The sequence below is a fragment of the Arthrobacter sp. TB 26 genome, assembly GCF_000427315.1.
GTDB lineage: Bacteria > Actinomycetota > Actinomycetes > Actinomycetales > Micrococcaceae > Arthrobacter.
On sequence record NZ_AUPJ01000216.1, the window covers coordinates 1 to 15,753 of the forward strand.

A 15,753-nucleotide genomic window follows, 5' to 3' on the forward strand; every position below is an offset into this window, starting at 1 on the left:
CCGGACGCGACCCGGTTGAACTGGCACGCGCCTCGGCGGCCAAACTCAGCCAGGAGCAGCACCGCCGCCTCTACGCGCTGATTGCCCAGGGACAGGCCATGGGCGCCATCAAGTTGTACCTCGAGTCCACCGGAGAAGGCCTGAGAGCCTCCCGGGACGCCGTGGGGGCGCTTGCCGCCCACCCGCAGCCCTTCCGGCCGGAGACCACCGAACAGCCACCCAGCGAGGACGACGACAACGCGCCGCAGCGCTTCGCCTACCGCTACCGAGCGATCGCCAGCAAGGGCGATGTTACCCGTGAGGTCAGCAGCAACATGCTCAACGATGAGATCTACGGCCGGATCCGCACCATGGCCAGCAGCGGCGACACCGAAGCCGCGGCGGAGGTCCTCACCCGCCACTCGGACATCTCCATCAAACAGGCCCGCGAGTTCATCGCCCTCCTGGAGGACTGACCCCAGCGTCCCGGCGGCTAGAAGTCGAACAGCTCGCCGAGCCAGCCTTCCTTCTTCTTCGGGCGGCGGCGGTCATCGGGCCGGCGGTCATCGCGGCGCTGGTCAAAATTGTAGAGCGGTGGCGGAATGTGGCCGGGTGTCGGCAGCGGCGGTGCGGCGGCCGGGGCGCCGCCGCCCATAGGCTCCGCTGCGCGGTCAGGGATCTTGTCCAGTTCCCCCCGGTCCAGCCAGACGCCGCGGCACTTGGGGCAGTAATCTATCTCGACACCGCTTCATTCGCTCATGATCAGGTCAATTGAATCCACAGGACACTTCATGTCCCGCACACCGACCCGGGTCCACGATTCGTTCGCTGGAGCAACCGGCGGGTCAGGGCCGGCCGGAAATGCCGGCCAGCAATTGCGCGAACGGAAGCGATTCCAGGACGGCCGGCTTCTGCTGCGGCTGCGCGCCCTGCAGCAGGCCGATGAACTCGCTGGCCGCCCGGTCGATCCGCGTGGAGAGGGGTGAGCCGCCGTCGTCGTTATTGCCCCAGTCCTGGGGGCCGGCGAAGACAGCGGTGCTTGCGATCCGGCTGCGGAGGTAGGTGAAGAGGGGCCGCATGGCGAAGTCCAGGACCATCTGGTGCCGGTCTGTTCCGGCCGTGGCGCCGAGCAGGACGGCCTTGCCCTCGAGCGACTTGGGGTCGAGGACGTCGATAAACGACTTGAAGAGACCGCTGTAGGAGGCGCTGAAGACCGGGCTGACGGCAATGATCCCGTCCGAGGCCTCGACCCGGGCGATCACTTCGGCCAGCTTCGGTGCCGCGTAGCCCGTCACGAAATTGTTGGCGATGTCCACGGCGAGGTCCCGCAGTTCCACCACCGCGATATCCACGGCGTAGCCTGCCGTGGCGAGTTGGCGCTCCGCGGAGGACGCCAGTTGGTCCGCGAGCAGCCGGCTCGATGACGGGACGCCGAGTCCGGCGGAGAGAACGGTAATGCGGCGGGATTCCACGGGAATGCTCCTCAAGTTGTGTGACGGCCACAAACGCCGATATATGCGTTTGCATCTACCTATAGAAGCCGGGTCCCGGAACTTTTATTCCCGCCCGTCCGGTAACCTGCCAACCCATTAGGCCGTTCAAACGTTCAGAGCAGGACGAACCCCTCGATGCAGCTCACCGAGCTCCCCCCGACCCAGATGTCGTTCCCCACAGCGTCGATGTGGACTCTTCGGGCCCGGCCCAGCGCCGTTCCCTGCGCCGTGAGGTAGGACTCGGGGGCGCGGCCGCTGCCGATCAGCCACTGGGCCGCGCCGGCGTTGAAGCTGCCGGTGACGGGGTCTTCCGCTGCGGCGTCGCCCGGGATAAACGTGCGCACCTCGAAGCCGACCTCGGATCCGGCCGGATGGGGACCGATCACACCGACCTTGAGTCCCGCCATGGACGCGTAATCAGGCCTGACGGCGAGCACCAGCTCCGACGACTCGAGCAGCACACCGATCCAGTCAGGGCCGTTGACCAGCCAGGACGCGTCCAGCAGCGCCTCCCGCGGCATCCTCAGGCCGGCGGCGATGCGGGTGAGGTCCCCCTCGGCCACCGGCCCCGAGCGGGTCAGCGGCGGGGNCCGCGAAAGCCAGCCGGCCGCCGTCGCGCTTCACCCTGACCAGTCCGGCCCCGCACTCCTGGACCACCATCCCGTCCTGCCGGGGGATGCCGCCGGCTTCCAGCCAGGCATGCGCCGAGCCGAGCGTTGGGTGGCCGGCAAACGGGAACTCCTCGCTGCCCGTGAAGATCCTGACCCGGTAGTCGGCGCCGGGGTCGGTGGGCGGCAGCAGGAACGTGGTCTCGGAGAGGTTGGTCCAGTTGGCGAACCGTTGCATCACGCCGGTGGAGAGGCCCGCTGCGTCGACGACGACGGCCAGCGGGTTGCCCCGGTAGGGCACGTCAGTAAAGACGTCCACCTGGGCGAAAGGACGAAGGCGGGGCACAGGTGCAGGAGTCGAACTCACTGCCGCAGGCTATCACCGGCGCCGCTCCGGCTGACAAGGCTCCCGCTGTCTGCAAGACTTCCCGCATGGCCGCGAACAACACTCAAAACAAGACCTTAGCAACGGGCGCGTCCGTCGGGGAGTTCCTGTCCGCCGTCGAGCATCCCGTCCGACGCCGGGACGGGTACCGGCTGCTCGAACTGATGTCCGGGATCACGGGGCAGCCTGCCGAGATGTGGGGCCCCACGATTGTGGGCTACGGCCGGTACCACTACAAATACGCAACCGGGCGCGAAGGCGACGCGCCCGCCGTCGGCTTCTCACCGCGGAAAGCCAGCCTGTCGCTCTACGGGCTCAGCTATGGGCCGGAGTCCGCCGGGCTGCTGGCACGGCTGGGAAAACACAAGACCGGCGCCGGGTGTCTCTACATTAACAAGCTCGACGACGTTGACGAGGCAGTGCTCACCGAACTGATCCGGAACGGCTACCGGTACGTGAGGACGGTATTGCACCACGAATGAGAGTTGACGCAGAAGGCCCCCGCTTCCGGTTCCCAAGAGGGATCCGAAGGCGGGGGCCTTCCAGCAGTTCAGGACTGCGGAGCCGGTGAGGGCTACTTGCCTGCGACTACGTCGAGTTCGATCACAGCGGCAACGTCGGCGTGGAGGCGGACGTGTGCCTGGTAGGAACCAACCGACTTGATGTGCGTCGGCAGTTCAACCTTGCGCTTGTCGATGCGGCCAAGGCCAGCGGCCTCAACAGCGTCGGCCACGTCGTCCTGCTTGACGGTGCCGAACAGGCGTCCGGTCTCGCCAGCCTTGACAACGAGCTTGACCGGCTTGGCGGAGAGTGCAGCGGCCTGCTTCTGAGCGTCTTCCAGGGAAGCGTGCTCGCGGGCGGCGCGGGCAGTCTTGATGGACTCAACCTGCTTCTCGCCACCCTTGGACCAGGTCAGGGCGAAGTTGCGGGGCAGCAGGTAGTTACGTGCGTAACCGTCCTTGACCTCGACAACATCGCCTGCAGCACCGAGACCGGTTACTTCGTGGGTCAGAATGAGCTTTGCCATGTTAGTTAATCCCTTCCTTAGCCGCGGCCAGCGCCGGAGTAAGGCAGCAGAGCAACTTCGCGGGCGTTCTTGATTGCCTGTGCGATCTTGCGCTGTTCCTGCACCGTGACGCCAGTGACGCGGCGGGCGCGGATCTTTCCGCGGTCGGAGATGAACTTGCGCAGCAATGCTACGTCCTTGTAGTCGATGACAGTGATGTCAGCGGCCTTCAAGGGGTTGGACTTTGGTTTGGGCTTACGGAGTTCAGCCTTAGCCATCGTGGAGCTCCTATTCGATGGAGCCCGTGGATATTGATCCACGGGATGGTGGTGATCCGACGCCGGTCAGCGCACGTCCGCCTTGCGGCGTCCGGCGGGTTCCGTCGTCGAACCTTAGATGTTGTTTAGAAGGGAGGTTCGGAATCCGGGCCGTTGCCCCAGCCGCCGCCTGCATTGCTGACACCGGGCGTGGCCCAGGGGTCATCCTGCTGCTGTGCAGGCTGGTTGCCGCCCCAGGTTCCGCCCGAGTTGCCGCCGCCCTGGTTTCCACCAGAGCCGCCACCGAAGCCGCCGCCACTGTTGCCGCCGCCGAAGCCACCCTGGGCGCCGTTGCCGGCACCCCCACCGCCGGAGCGCTGGGTGCGGTTGACCTTGGCGTTGGCGTAGCGCAGGCTGGGGCCGATCTCGTCGACCTCAAGCTCGATAACGGTGCGCTTCTCGCCTTCCTTCGTTTCGTAGGAACGGCTCTTCAGCCGCCCGGAAACGATCACGCGCATGCCCTTGGTCAGGGATTCGGCGACGTTTTCGGCTGCTTCACGCCATACCGACGCGCGGAGGAACAGGGTTTCCCCGTCCTTCCACTCATTGGACTGGCGGTCGAAGGTGCGGGGAGTAGACGCGATGGTGAAATTCGCTACTGCCGAACCTGACGGTGTGAACCTCAGTTCGGGGTCATTGGTGAGATTACCGATGACCGTAATAGTGGTTTCGCCTGCCATCTACTGCCTCCTTGTTCGTTCCTGCGGGGTGAAGAGTGAAAATCGGGAGCTGAAATTACTCAGCAACAACCTTCTGTACTTCGGGGCGGGTGATCTTGGTGCGCATGATGGTCTCATTGAGGCTCAGCTGGCGATCAAGTTCCTTGGCGGTAGCCGGCTCAGCGGTGAAGTTCACCACGGCGTAGATACCTTCAGACTTCTTCTGGATTTCGTAAGCCAGGCGACGGCGGCCCCAGATGTCAACCTTTTCGATGGTTCCACCATCGGTCGTGATGACGTTCAGGAACTTCTGAAGCGTTGGCTCAACGGTACGCTCTTCGACCTCGGGGTCGATGATTACCATCAATTCGTAAGGACGCATATGTGAACCCACCTCCTTTGGGCTAAGCGGTTACGGCATTTCCGTAACAGGAGGTTCATTTGCGGTGCCATGTGCCCGCAGCACCCCCAGGAACGGGGGCAGGGCGCAGCACAGACTTCAATAGCTTAGTGCATCGGGGCCGGATCCGGCGATTCCATGCCTGCCCAGCGTAGGCGCGGCCGGCTGGTGCCGGAAGCCACGCCGGCCTCCATGTGGAAAACCCTGTGCCATGATCGGGGAATGAACACCGGTTCCCCGTTCCGCGGCAACGCCCGGCCGATCAGGCGCAGCCGGCTGCGCCTGGCGGCAATGCTCCTCGCCGGCCTGCTCGCGGCCACGGCGTCCGGCCTGGCCGGGCACTGGGTGGAGGCTCCGGCTGTCGGCTGGGGCACTGCCTCGCTGACCTATGTTGTGTGGGTCTGGGTGGCGATCGGTCGTTTCGACCCCGCCGAAACCCGGGCGCACGCCACCGCGGAGGACCCGTCCCGCAGTATCACCGACCTGCTGATTCTGGCGGCCAACGTCGCCAGCCTCGGCGCCGTGGCCGCCGTCGTCGTTGATTCCCATGCCAGCGGCGGCGGGTCCCGTTTCGGCGGCGGGCTCCTGGCCCTGGCGTCGGTGGCCTTGTCCTGGTTATTGGTACAGACGCTGTTCACGCTGCGCTACGCCGAGCTCTACTACAGCATTGGCGGGAAGGCCGGGACGGCAGTGGGCGGCATCGACTTCAACCAGGAAAGGCACCCGCAGTACACCGACTTCGCCTACCTCGCCACGAGCCTCGGCATGACTTACCAGGTATCCGACACTGCCCTGCAGAACCACGGGATCCGGGCGGAAGCGCTCAAGCACAGCCTGCTGTCCTACCTCTTTGGCACAGTCATCCTGGCCACGACCATCAGCCTCGTGATCAGCCTGGCCTTCTAACAGGCCGAGGCTGACAGACCTCCCTCCCTTGCAGTCGACCGGCGCTTGGAGGTTTTCCGGACTAAAAACGAGTACCGGGCACCAAAACTACTCGACTTCAGTCAATGCCCTACTCGACTATCCTTGCGGCATAGTCCCACCGACGGGCCCCCGGCTATATTTGCAAAAGCACGGCCATCTGGTCAGGGCTTTCGCTCCAACCCCGAGCGTGACCCCGGCTTTCGTTCTGCAATTGGCGTTGGCGTGCGGAGGTGAATACATCAGTTCGGGATCCACGTTTTCTCATCGAGAAAAGGTACGAAACCCGGCTGAATGGTCTCTTGGGGATGAATAGGGGCGCCCGTGATTTTGTTCGATCGACGTTTAGCGGCTGCACTGGGACAGCCATGAAGGCGGCCATCGGTACCCGGATGACCGGCGCCTCGAATGCTTTTGGCTGGGGTCTGCTCAATACCGTTGTCTCACGGCTCGGGACACTCGGCATAGGAATAGTCCTGGCGCGAGTGTTGGGCCCCGAATCCTTCGGGACTTTCGCCGTCGCCATGGTCGCCCTCGTGGCCGTACTTAGCTTCAACGAACTGGGGGTCTCCCTCGCAATTGTTCGATGGCCCGAAGACCCAGCCAGGATCGTGCCGACGGTCAACACAATCTCCGTCGTCGGCAGCACTTTGTTCTGTACTGCCGCGATGGTCGCCGCGCCGGTCTTCACCACAGCAATGGGAGATCCCGGCGCCACCGATGTCGTGCGGATCCTGATTCTGAGTGTCTTCGTCAACGGGGTTGTTGCCTCGCCGGCGGCCCTGCTGCAGCGCGACTTCAGGGAGAAGGAACGGCTTTGGATCGACCAAGCCAATGTGTGGATCGGCGCCGTCCTCTCCGTGGTGCTTGCCCTCGCGGGGATGGGAGCCATGGCCCTGGCAGCGGGTCGGCTGGCGGGCAGTCTGGTCTCTGGGGTGATGTTTCTGGCGGCTTCACCATTGCCATACCGTTTTGGGCTGGACCGCTCGCTGCTGGGGCCCCTCTTACGCTTCGGGCTGCCGCTGGCCGGGACCAGCGTCATATTCTTCGCTGTCGGCTATGCGGACCAACTCACGGCCGGGGCAGTTCTGGGGTCAACGGTCCTGGCGTTCTACGTGTTGGCTTTCAACCTCTCCAACTGGCCGGTGAGTATCTTCGCCCAACCGCTCCGCAGGGTTGCGCCCTCTGCCTTCTCCGCCTTGCAGGGGAACCGACCGCGTATGAATTCAGCCTTAGAGGCCATTGTGGTGGTGTTGGCAGCCGCAACGTTCCCGGTCATTCTCTTCGTGGCCGGGATCGCCGTGCCGTTAGTGGAATTCGTCTATGGTGCGGCGTGGGTGGCGGCAGCGACCGCCATTTCCTGGCTTGTCGTCGCCGCGACCTGCAAAGTATTTTGCGATCTCGTCTATGACTACCTCGTGGTCCTGGGCAAGTCCGGGACGGTCTTCATCGTGCAGGCCGGAAGCCTGCTGGTGCTGGTTCCCGCGCTCGTGGCCGGGGCCGCCGGGGGAGGGCTGGGCGGACTCGCGGCGGCACAGGCGGCCGTGACAGGATGCGTGGTCCTACCCCTGTACCTCTGGAAGCTCAGGGCGAACGGGCTGTCCCTCAGGGGGATTTTGGCAAAGATCCGTTTACCTTTCGCAGCAGGTTTGGCTACGGGTGCAGCAGCGCGCATCCTGGCGATGACGGTGGCCGATCACCTCGTAGCACTTGTCACCGCCGGGACACTTGCGGTACTGGTGACAGCCGGTTTGCTGTACCTGCAGCGGGACCGCATCCGGGAACTGCGATCCATCGGAAAAGCCGCCACCGTGGAGGCGCCCGTATGAGAATCCTCGTCTACCCTCACGATCTGGGGATCGGCGGCAGCCAACTGAACGCCGTCGAGCTCGCGGCCGCGGTGCAGCGGTTGGGTCACGAGGTCATCGTCTTCGGACGGCCGGGGCCGCTGAACCAGCGCATCGAGGAGCTGGGGCTGGAGTTTATTCCATCTCCGGAACCGCACCGCAGGCCGACCCCCTCGGTGGTGAAAGCACTGGTCCGCGTTGCCCGGGAACGAAAGATCGACATCATCCACGGCTACGAATGGCCACCGGCGCTGGAAAGCCTCATTGCTTCCCGACGGTCGCCAGGCACTGCGGCTGTGGCAACGGTGATGTCCATGGCCGTGGCACCGTTCATTCCCAAGTCGATGCCGATTCTGGTAGGCACCCAAGAGATCCTGACGGCGGAGCAGGAGTTCGGTCGGACCCTCGCCGCGTTGCTGGAGCCGCCGGTGGACCTTGATGCCAACAATCCGTCACTGGACGTCGCCGAACAGGAATTCCGCGGTAAGTGGGGCCTCGATCCGGCAGCCTACACGGTGGTTCTCGTGACGCGACTGGCAAAAGAGCTGAAACTCGAGGGCATCCTGGCTGCGATCGACTGCACGGGAATGCTCTCACAAGAACTCCCTATTCAACTTGTCATTGCCGGCGATGGTCCGGCGCGGCGGCTCGTCGAAAACCACGCTCGGGCGGTCAACGCCGCAAGGGGCCGGCCGGTCATCGTGCTCACCGGGGAGCTCGAGGATCCACGGGCGGCCTATGCCGTGGCTGATGTTGCCCTCGGGATGGGCGGGTCGGCGCTGCGGGCAATGGCCTTTGCAAAACCGCTGATTGTTCAAGGCGAAAAGGGGTTCTGGGAGGTCCTGACTCCGGACAGCCTTCCGCTCTTCCTTGAGCAGGGCTGGTACGGAGTCGGCCCCGGAACCCAGGACGGGCCCGGGCGGCTGGCACAACTGCTGCGCGGCCTGCTTCTGGACGAGTCCTGCCGCAAGACGCTTGGCAGCTTCGGGCTCTCAACGGTTCAGGGCCGGTTCTCGTTGACGCGCGGTGCGCTCGTACTGGAAAACTTCTACTCGCTGGCCAGCGAAGCGGCTGGGGAAGTCAGCATCGTGCAGGAGGCGGGAGCTCTCGCCAGGTTTGTCGAATACGAACTGGCCAGAAGGCTGCGCGGGGTCCTGGGGTCATCTCCAGCTGACGATTTCAATTCCCGTCCGGTGGCGTGGCGCAGACAGGCGGGTCCGGAACTTGAGGCCGGCACCACACGGCAGGCATCACCATGACGCAGCGGCGGACAGCGGCGCAGGAAACGCTCCTCTACCTCCCGGGGAGCCGCTGGGATGACGTGCGCGGAACCGACTACCGGCTCGCCAGGGCTTTGGCCGTCCACGTGCCGGTCCTGTGGATCGATCCGCCACTTCCCATTCACCTGGCCAATCGACCGGGGTCGAGTCTGGGGCGACAAAGTGTCGAAATTACGGAAGTGGCACCGGGTATCACACGAGTGCGTTCCCTCTCGGTCCCCGGATTTGCCCGCTGGGGGTTGTCCTCCGTTGCAAGGGTACTTCTCGGCCGCGCAATCAAGACGGCACTTCGGCGGTGTCAGTTGCGCCCATTCGCGACTATTCTTTCCTCGCCGATCAGCAGCTTTCCCACGGGGGTCGAGGGCACGAAGGTCTTGTATGTCACCGACGATTGGGTTGCGGGAGCCGGACTCATGAACTTGTCCCGTCGTTTTGTGCAACGCAAGCTGCGGGACAACCTGCGAACCGCCGACGTGTGTGCGACGGTCTCTCCACACCTTGCTTCGGTCTTGGAGGGGACCCCCGGCGCGGCGGCTCCGGTCGTCCTGATCCCGAATGGATGCGATCTTCCTGATCTCGAGGACCCTGGCGTGCCGCGCCGCCGGAATGCCGGTCTCATCGGACAGCTGAATGAGCGATTGGACATGCAGCTGCTCGAAGCCGTGCAGGACGCTGGAATCCCACTGCTCGTGATCGGCCCCCGCACCGAGCGCGACGCGGAAACGGGACGACGGCTCGATGCCTTCCTTGCCGCACCCAATGTGACCTGGCTCGGCCAACTCCCCGCCAAGGAACTGGCGCCGCACCTGGCTGAGATCGGTGTTGGTTTGACCCCCTATGCGGATACGGCCTTCAACCGCTCCAGCTTTCCGCTCAAGACCTTGGAATATCTCGCCTCCGGAATGCCCGTCGTGGCGAGCGACCTGCCGGCAGTCCGCTGGCTCAACACCGAACTTGTCGCCGTCGCATCCGGCCCTGCTGAATTCGCCAACCAGGTCCGCAGGATCCTGGACAGCCCCGAGGAGGCGGGCCTGGGACATCTGCGACGCGACGTCGCGTCCCTGCATACTTGGCACGTCAGGGCGAACCAGTTTCTCGGGATTATTCAAGGAGTCAAGCCGTGAGCCCATCGAGGCCCTTCCGGCCGCCGGAAGGAACAAAGAGCAGCGCGGATGTAGATCACGTTCTGCTAACCAGATTCAACCTTCCATCAGTAGGGGCGGAGAGCGTTGTCCGGGCGAAGGATGGCTGGCTGCGTACGCGGCTGGAATTGTTCCGCCGGTTCTGCCTTCCGTCAGTGCTGCAGCAGTCGGACCAAAACTTCAAATGGATCATCTACCTCGATCCGCAAAGTCCCGAATGGCTTGTCAGGTCGCTCGACGACCTCAATGTCCGCGGGACATTCACGCCCATCTACAGGGCCGAAGTCGGCCGCGGCGAACTTCTCGAGGATTTGCGCGCAGTGTCAGGAGCCCAGCACGGGGAGCTCATGACCACCAATCTGGACAACGACGATGGCCTCGCTTCGGACTTCGTTGAGCGCCTTCAGGCCGCCGGAAGCGACGGAACCCGCACAGCGATTTACCTCGCCCATGGTCTTATCCGGAATGGCAGTGCCCTTTACCTCCGCCGGGATCGATCAAACGCTTTCTGCTCGGTCCGGGAAGACTGGGAAGCCGCCCGGACCTGCTGGTCCGATTGGCACAACTTGCTTGGACAGTCGATGAACGTCAGGGAGCTCGCCGGCGCCCCGGCCTGGCTTCAGGTTATTCACGGTTCAAATGTCAGCAACAGAATCCGCGGGAAACGTGTTTCTGCCGCGCCCTACATGGGTACCTTCGGAAGCCTGCTGGACGGCGTCGATGACGTCGGCCGCCTTGACCTTATGCGGGACGCCGCGCTGGAGCGGCCACGCCGGATCGCGCTGGATTCCGGACGCTCGCTGCTAAAGCACGCTGCCATGACTGTGGTCGGCAAAGAGGGTCTCGACCGGCTCAAGACGCAGTGGGCACTCCGCACGGCGCCGCAGCGGGACACTTAGCCGTGCGCGCTGCCACCTGCCCATCTGCCTACGCCGCCGTCCGGAAAAACAGCTCCGTCACCCTCGCGAGCCGGTAAGGATCCTCGACGCCGCAAAGTTCACGGGCCGAGTGCATCGAAAGCAGGGGCACGCCGATGTCGACCGTCCGGATGCCCAGGCGGGTCGCCGTCAGCGGACCGATGGTGGAACCGCACGGCATCACGTTGTTGGAGACGAACTCCTGGTACGGGATGCCGGCGTCCGCGCACAGCCGCGCCCACAGGGCCGCGCCCGTGGCATCCGTGGCATACCGCTGGTTGGCGTTGATCTTCAGCAGCGGGCCGCCATTCAGGGCCGGCCGGTTGGCCGGATCGTGCCGTTCGGCGTAGTTCGGGTGGACGGCGTGCCCGGCGTCGGCGGACACACAGAACGACGCCGCGAATGCCTGCCGCCGCTGGCTCGCCGAGGCACCCAGACCGTCGGAAATGCGCACCAGCACGTCCTCGAGGATGGGCCCGCTCGCGCCGGAACGGGACGCGGACCCGATTTCCTCATGATCAAACGCGGCCAGCACGGCAATGGGCGCCCCGGCCGGCAGCGGCTCGGCCGCGTGGGCGATCAGCGCGGTGAGCCCGGCATGGGTTGCCGACAGGTTGTCCAGCCGCCCGGAGGCGAAGAACTCGCCCTTCGCGCCGAAAACGGCAGGGGCCTGGGTGTCCGCGATGACGACGTCGTAGCCGCCGATCTGCGCAGCGTCCACGTCCGCGCCGGCAACCCGGTCCGCCAGCAGTCCCAGCAGGTCTTCGCCCGCCGGATCCCCCAGCCCATAGACCGGGTTCATGTGCTGCTGCTTGTCCAGGGCCAGCCCCTCGTTCACGGCGCGGTCCAGGTGGATGGCCAGCTGAGGAAAACGCAGCAGCGGCCCGGTGGCGGTGAGGTGCTGGGTGCCGTCCCGCAACACCAGGCGACCGGCGAGCTGCAGTTCGCGATCCAGCCAGGAGTTAAGCAGCGGGCCGCCATAAACCTCGACGCCGGCCTGCAGCCAGCCGAACCTGCCCGTGGTGGGTTTGGGCTTGAGCTTGAACGACGGCGAATCGGTGTGGGCGCCCAGGATGTTGAAACCGGTGGTGGGTCCGGCCGTCTCCGGAGTCACCCAGGCGATGATCGCGCCGTCGCGGATCACGTAGAACTTCCCTGCCCCGGCGGCTTCGTCCCAGGGCTGCAGCTCGTCGAGGGCCGTGAACCCCGCCCCGTTCAGCCGGCGGGCTGCTTCGTGGACGGCGTGGAAGCTTGACGGCGATGCGGTGACGTAGGCGCCGAGATCCTGGATGTGGGCTGCGGCGTTGGGCTGTGAAGGCATGGCTCTGAGTCTAGCGCCGGGCCCCCTGGCCGGCGGGTTCCTACACGGTCACGTTGAGGCCGGCCGTGTAGCCGCCGGAGACTGACCCGGTCATGGCGGCCAGCTGGTAGATGCCGCCGTCGTCGCCGAAGACGTTGTCCGATTTCAGCGTGGTCCGGGGGAAGTTCCGGGCGCTCGATTCGTAGCCGGCGGAGGCGTAGACCTCCTTGCACGCGGCGTCCGTCAGCGCGATCTGGGACACGGCGAGGACCTGCCCGGCCGCCGTCGCGTTGTCCATGGATTCGAAGACTTCGAAGTGGATGTGCGGCCAGCGGCCGCTGTACGCACCGGGGAAGATGGTCTGGAAGGTGACCTGGCCGTTGGCGTCCGCCTCCTGGACGCCGCGGAGGTAGTTCTCGTTCTTGAGTCCGGCGTCGTACATCGAGTACTTGCCGTCCTTGTCGCAGTGCCAGGCGTAGACCGCGGCCCCGGCCAGTGGAACGCACCCGTTGGCGTTGTCGAGCAGGGTCAGCGTGACGGTGAGCGGCACGCCGTCGACCTTGGTGCTGGAGGTGCCGAAGCTCGACGTGATGTCCTGCCGGACCACACCCGAAACCGCCAGTACATTGGGTCCGTTGGAGCCATTGCCGGGATACGGTCCGGCCGTTTCCTCCGGGATTTCGACGCCGCACTCGGCGATCGCCCGGGTCAGCGCGGGCGAGGCGGAGGCTGACGGCGTGCCCGGGGCGGCGGTTCCGGAGGATGCCGGGGCCGAACCTGCCGTCGTTGCCGCCGAGGAGGGCGCGGTGGCCGTGGAGCCGCCCGGGGTACAGGCTGCCAGGGCGGATGCCGTGCCGGCACCGAGGAACATGCCCAGCGATCGGCGGCTCAGAAGGGTGGAGAGATCGAATTCCAGGCCGCGGTCGTGGTTGGGGTGCGGCTCGTGGGGTGGCTGCGGGGAAGAGGTCATGCGTCCATGGAACCCCGGGGCACTATGCCCTGACTGGGCCCCTCCTGTGAGGGAGCTGTGGCCTGCACAGGTGCGCCCCGGACGCTGGCTGGCCGCTGGACATGCCCTCCGCGCGCCCCGGGGACTGGGCATGTCCCGCCTGGCCGCAGGACATGCCCTCCCCTGGTGATGGCGAGTGGACATAGTGGCACGATGTCCAACGCTGCGCCGCAGGACTGGACATGTCCCGCGGTGCTGGCGAACCCGCGTGCCCTGGCTGCGCGGCAGGAATGGGCATGTCCCGCCTGGCCGCAGGACATGCCCTCCCCTGGTGATGGCGAGTGGACATAGTGGCACGATGTCCAACGCTGCGCGGCAAGAATGGGCATGTCCCGCGGTGCTGGCGGGCACAGGGCCACGCCGCCAGCGGGCCCTGTGAGCTACGACGCCGGGCCGGCACCCACGGTGGCGACTTCGGCTGGCGCCTCGGCCTCGGCCGCGCCTGCCTCGGTGTCTCCGCCAGCCGGGGACTTCCCGCCGTTCTTGCGGTAGCGCCACAGTCCGAGACCCACCACGACGGCGGCAAGGGCCAGGGAGAGCAGCAGCGACTCGCGGGTGGAATCCAGGACCACCATGCCGATCAGCAGTGCGACGATGCTGATGATGGCGACCCACGTCAGGTAGGGGAAGAGCCACATCTTGAGCTGGAGGTCCTTGGCCGCCGCGCCCATGCGGCGGCGCAGGATCAGCTGCGAGCCGGCAATCACGAGCCACACGAACAGGGCGATGGCCCCCGAGGTGTTGACCAGGAACAGGAACACGGTGTCCGGGGCAATGTAGTTCAGGCCGACGGTGATGAAGCCGACCACGGTGGAGGCCAGGACGGCGGCGGCCGGAACGCCGCGCTTGGAGATCCGCATCCAGGACCGCGGCGCGTCGCCGCGGCGGGAGAGCGAGAACAGCATCCGGCTGGCGGTGTACAGGCCGGAGTTGAGGCATGACAGGACGGAGGTCAGTACCACGATGTCCATGATGGTGCCGGCGCCGGGGATGCCGAAGAGTTCGATCACGGCGACGTACGGGCTCTTCGCCACGGAAGCGGAGTTCCAGGGCAGAAGGGTGACCACAACCGCGATGGAGCCGATGTAGAAGACGAGGATGCGCCAGACGGTGGACTTCACGGCCTTCTTGACCGCATCGACCGGGTTTTCGGACTCACCGGCGGCGATGGTGGCGATTTCAGCGCCGAAGAAGGAGAACACAACCACGAGGATGCCGGCCAGCACGGCGCCCGGCCCGTTGGGCATAAAGCCGCCGTTTTCCAGCAGGTTGCTCACTCCGGGGGCCGGAACGCCCGGAACCAAGCCCAAAATGGCCGCGACGCCGAAAAGCAGGAACAGCACAATCGCCGCGACCTTGATCGACGCGAACCAGAACTCGAACTCACCAAAGGACTTCACCGAGCCCAGGTTGGTCAGGGTCAGAAGCACCATCAGCAACAGCGCCCAGACCCACTGATCGATCCCGGGCACCCAGCGGTGCATGATCGCCGCGCCGGCCGTGGCCTCGATGCCCAGGACAATGATCCAGAACCAGGCGTAGAGCCAGCCGATGCTGAACCCTGCCCAGCGGCCCAGGGCTTTGTCCGCATAGGTCGAGAAGGAACCGGTTTCCGGGTTGGCCGCCGCCATCTCACCGAGCATCCGCATGACCAGGATGACAACGAGGCCTGCCGCCGTGTAAGCGACCAGGATCCCGGGGCCCGCCTGCTGGATTGCCGCGCCGGAGCCGACGAACAGGCCGGCGCCGATAACGCCGGCGATGGCGATCATGGACAAGTGCCTGGGTTTCAGGGACTTGGAGAGCTGCTGGTCAGCCTGCATAAGGCGCCGTCCTTCGTGGATTGTGCGGGTCCGCGGGTGAATAGTGGAAACATGTGTGGCGGACCACATTGACGTTTCACCCTAGACCGGGCCGGGGACCGTCTGTTCTGTGCAATCCCACAAATGACGCACGCGAAGTCCGGGCACACTTCCAACAACACGGCCCGTTAAGCAAGGAAAGTTGCTTCACGGGCAATTTTGTAATGTGCCTGAAACCACTGCTTCAGGCAATCCGCGGACCGAGCGGCCGGCCGCTGCACTCCCGCCAGCCGACATCCGCCCGGCCGCCGCACCTGGGCCGGCTCAATAGTCCGGGTTGCTGGGCACCACCAGACCGGTCTCGTAGGCATACACCACGGCCTGGACCCGGTCACGCAGGTGCAGCTTGGTGAGGATCCGGCGCACATGTGTCTTGACGGTGGCTTCGGAAAGGAAGTACCGGTGCGCAATTTCGGCGTTGGAGAGTCCCTCAGCCATCGCCCCGAGCATCTCGCTTTCGCGCGGGGTGAGGTCCTCCAGCAGCGGATCCTTGCCGGGCCGGACCGCGGTGGCGGGTGCCGGACCGGAGGCGCCGCCGGGGTCAGACCGCCCGTCCGCCGCGCCGCCGGCCCCGCTGCCCCGGACATACGTCTCCAGCAGCCGCCGGGTGATGCGTGGCGCCACC

Annotated in this window: 16 protein-coding genes and 2 pseudogenes; 7 read left to right on the forward strand and 11 right to left on the reverse strand. The window is 65.5% G+C overall.

Annotated elements, in window-relative coordinates:
- The coding region (locus K789_RS0107580) for a hypothetical protein (protein ID WP_024366236.1) at positions 1 to 455 on the forward strand (455 nt) is incomplete at its 5' end.
- Between the two features lie 17 nt (positions 456 to 472).
- Here the strand turns inward: K789_RS0107580 and K789_RS22575 are convergent.
- The 3 genes and pseudogenes from K789_RS22575 to K789_RS22580 all read right to left on the reverse strand — a co-directional run bounded on the left by K789_RS22575 (position 473) and on the right by K789_RS22580 (position 2,426).
- A pseudogene (locus K789_RS22575) lies at positions 473 to 772 on the reverse strand (zf-TFIIB domain-containing protein).
- Between the two features lie 52 nt (positions 773 to 824).
- Positions 825 to 1,451 (reverse strand): FMN reductase, encoded by a 627-nt coding sequence (locus tag K789_RS0107590; protein WP_024366237.1) that lies wholly within the window; start codon positions 1,449 to 1,451, stop codon positions 825 to 827.
- 134 nt (positions 1,452 to 1,585) lie between these two features.
- A pseudogene (locus K789_RS22580) lies at positions 1,586 to 2,426 on the reverse strand (PhzF family phenazine biosynthesis protein).
- Positions 2,427 to 2,512: 86 nt separating this feature from the next.
- On the opposite strand from K789_RS22580, the gene K789_RS0107600 reads away from it, so the two are divergent.
- Positions 2,513 to 2,947 (forward strand): DUF1801 domain-containing protein, encoded by a 435-nt coding sequence (locus K789_RS0107600; RefSeq protein ID WP_029704715.1) that lies wholly within the window; start codon positions 2,513 to 2,515, stop codon positions 2,945 to 2,947.
- A gap of 92 nt (positions 2,948 to 3,039) precedes the next feature.
- Here K789_RS0107600 and rplI read toward each other — a convergent pair whose 3' ends face one another.
- From rplI to rpsF, 4 genes are all read right to left on the reverse strand, one after another.
- The gene (gene rplI, locus K789_RS0107605; protein WP_024366239.1) at positions 3,040 to 3,492 is read right to left on the reverse strand and encodes a 50S ribosomal protein L9; all 453 of its coding nucleotides are present in this window, start codon (positions 3,490 to 3,492) and stop codon (positions 3,040 to 3,042) included.
- Positions 3,493 to 3,509: 17 nt separating this feature from the next.
- A complete protein-coding gene (gene rpsR / locus K789_RS0107610) occupies positions 3,510 to 3,749 on the reverse strand; it encodes a 30S ribosomal protein S18 (protein WP_003800144.1) in 240 nt (79 codons plus the stop codon).
- Between the two features lie 125 nt (positions 3,750 to 3,874).
- The gene (locus K789_RS0107615; protein WP_024366240.1) at positions 3,875 to 4,468 is read right to left on the reverse strand and encodes a single-stranded DNA-binding protein; all 594 of its coding nucleotides are present in this window, start codon (positions 4,466 to 4,468) and stop codon (positions 3,875 to 3,877) included.
- Positions 4,469 to 4,523: 55 nt separating this feature from the next.
- Positions 4,524 to 4,829 (reverse strand): 30S ribosomal protein S6, encoded by a 306-nt coding sequence (gene rpsF, locus K789_RS0107620; RefSeq protein ID WP_024366241.1) that lies wholly within the window; start codon positions 4,827 to 4,829, stop codon positions 4,524 to 4,526.
- 240 nt (positions 4,830 to 5,069) lie between these two features.
- Between rpsF and K789_RS0107625 the strand changes: the two genes are divergently transcribed.
- From K789_RS0107625 to K789_RS0107645, 5 genes are all read left to right on the forward strand, one after another.
- Positions 5,070 to 5,753, forward strand: a complete 684-nt coding sequence (locus tag K789_RS0107625; protein ID WP_024366242.1) for a DUF1345 domain-containing protein — start codon at positions 5,070 to 5,072, stop codon at positions 5,751 to 5,753.
- A gap of 386 nt (positions 5,754 to 6,139) precedes the next feature.
- Entirely contained in the window at positions 6,140 to 7,600 is a 1,461-nt protein-coding gene (locus K789_RS0107630) for an oligosaccharide flippase family protein (RefSeq protein ID WP_024366243.1), read from the forward strand.
- Complete coding sequence (locus tag K789_RS0107635; protein WP_024366244.1) at positions 7,597 to 8,877, forward strand: glycosyltransferase; 1,281 nt, start codon at positions 7,597 to 7,599, stop codon at positions 8,875 to 8,877. The genes K789_RS0107630 and K789_RS0107635 overlap by 4 nt, the downstream gene beginning before the upstream one ends.
- Positions 8,874 to 10,022, forward strand: a complete 1,149-nt coding sequence (locus K789_RS24475) for a glycosyltransferase (protein WP_024366245.1) — start codon at positions 8,874 to 8,876, stop codon at positions 10,020 to 10,022. Before K789_RS0107635 ends, K789_RS24475 begins: the two co-directional genes overlap by 4 nt.
- Entirely contained in the window at positions 10,019 to 10,939 is a 921-nt protein-coding gene (locus tag K789_RS0107645) for a glycosyltransferase (RefSeq protein ID WP_024366246.1), read from the forward strand. The genes K789_RS24475 and K789_RS0107645 overlap by 4 nt, the downstream gene beginning before the upstream one ends.
- A 28-nt stretch (positions 10,940 to 10,967) precedes the next feature.
- Here K789_RS0107645 and K789_RS0107650 read toward each other — a convergent pair whose 3' ends face one another.
- The 4 genes from K789_RS0107650 to K789_RS0107665 all read right to left on the reverse strand — a co-directional run.
- The gene (locus K789_RS0107650) at positions 10,968 to 12,278 is read right to left on the reverse strand and encodes a M18 family aminopeptidase (RefSeq protein WP_024366247.1); all 1,311 of its coding nucleotides are present in this window, start codon (positions 12,276 to 12,278) and stop codon (positions 10,968 to 10,970) included.
- Between the two features lie 40 nt (positions 12,279 to 12,318).
- The gene (locus tag K789_RS0107655) at positions 12,319 to 13,227 is read right to left on the reverse strand and encodes an intradiol ring-cleavage dioxygenase (RefSeq protein WP_024366248.1); all 909 of its coding nucleotides are present in this window, start codon (positions 13,225 to 13,227) and stop codon (positions 12,319 to 12,321) included.
- 419 nt (positions 13,228 to 13,646) lie between these two features.
- The gene (locus K789_RS0107660; protein WP_024366249.1) at positions 13,647 to 15,089 is read right to left on the reverse strand and encodes an amino acid permease; all 1,443 of its coding nucleotides are present in this window, start codon (positions 15,087 to 15,089) and stop codon (positions 13,647 to 13,649) included.
- A gap of 303 nt (positions 15,090 to 15,392) precedes the next feature.
- A partial coding sequence (locus tag K789_RS0107665) for a response regulator transcription factor (protein WP_024366250.1) occupies positions 15,393 to 15,753 on the reverse strand: 361 nt, incomplete at its 5' end.

What these genes read in the sequence shown, in the direction of transcription:
- K789_RS0107600 (WP_029704715.1), top strand. Translation starts at nt 2,513, where the DNA reads ATGGCCGCGAACAACACTCAAAACAAGACCTTAGCAACGGGCGCGTCC.
- rplI (WP_024366239.1), bottom strand. Translation starts at nt 3,492, where the DNA reads ATGGCAAAGCTCATTCTGACCCACGAAGTAACCGGTCTCGGTGCTGCA.
- rpsR (WP_003800144.1), bottom strand. Translation starts at nt 3,749, where the DNA reads ATGGCTAAGGCTGAACTCCGTAAGCCCAAACCAAAGTCCAACCCCTTG.
- K789_RS0107615 (WP_024366240.1), bottom strand. Translation starts at nt 4,468, where the DNA reads ATGGCAGGCGAAACCACTATTACGGTCATCGGTAATCTCACCAATGAC.
- rpsF (WP_024366241.1), bottom strand. Translation starts at nt 4,829, where the DNA reads ATGCGTCCTTACGAATTGATGGTAATCATCGACCCCGAGGTCGAAGAG.
- K789_RS0107625 (WP_024366242.1), top strand. Translation starts at nt 5,070, where the DNA reads ATGAACACCGGTTCCCCGTTCCGCGGCAACGCCCGGCCGATCAGGCGC.
- K789_RS0107630 (WP_024366243.1), top strand. Translation starts at nt 6,140, where the DNA reads ATGAAGGCGGCCATCGGTACCCGGATGACCGGCGCCTCGAATGCTTTT.
- K789_RS0107635 (WP_024366244.1), top strand. Translation starts at nt 7,597, where the DNA reads ATGAGAATCCTCGTCTACCCTCACGATCTGGGGATCGGCGGCAGCCAA.
- K789_RS24475 (WP_024366245.1), top strand. Translation starts at nt 8,874, where the DNA reads ATGACGCAGCGGCGGACAGCGGCGCAGGAAACGCTCCTCTACCTCCCG.
- K789_RS0107650 (WP_024366247.1), bottom strand. Translation starts at nt 12,278, where the DNA reads ATGCCTTCACAGCCCAACGCCGCAGCCCACATCCAGGATCTCGGCGCC.
- K789_RS0107655 (WP_024366248.1), bottom strand. Translation starts at nt 13,227, where the DNA reads ATGACCTCTTCCCCGCAGCCACCCCACGAGCCGCACCCCAACCACGAC.
- K789_RS0107660 (WP_024366249.1), bottom strand. Translation starts at nt 15,089, where the DNA reads ATGCAGGCTGACCAGCAGCTCTCCAAGTCCCTGAAACCCAGGCACTTG.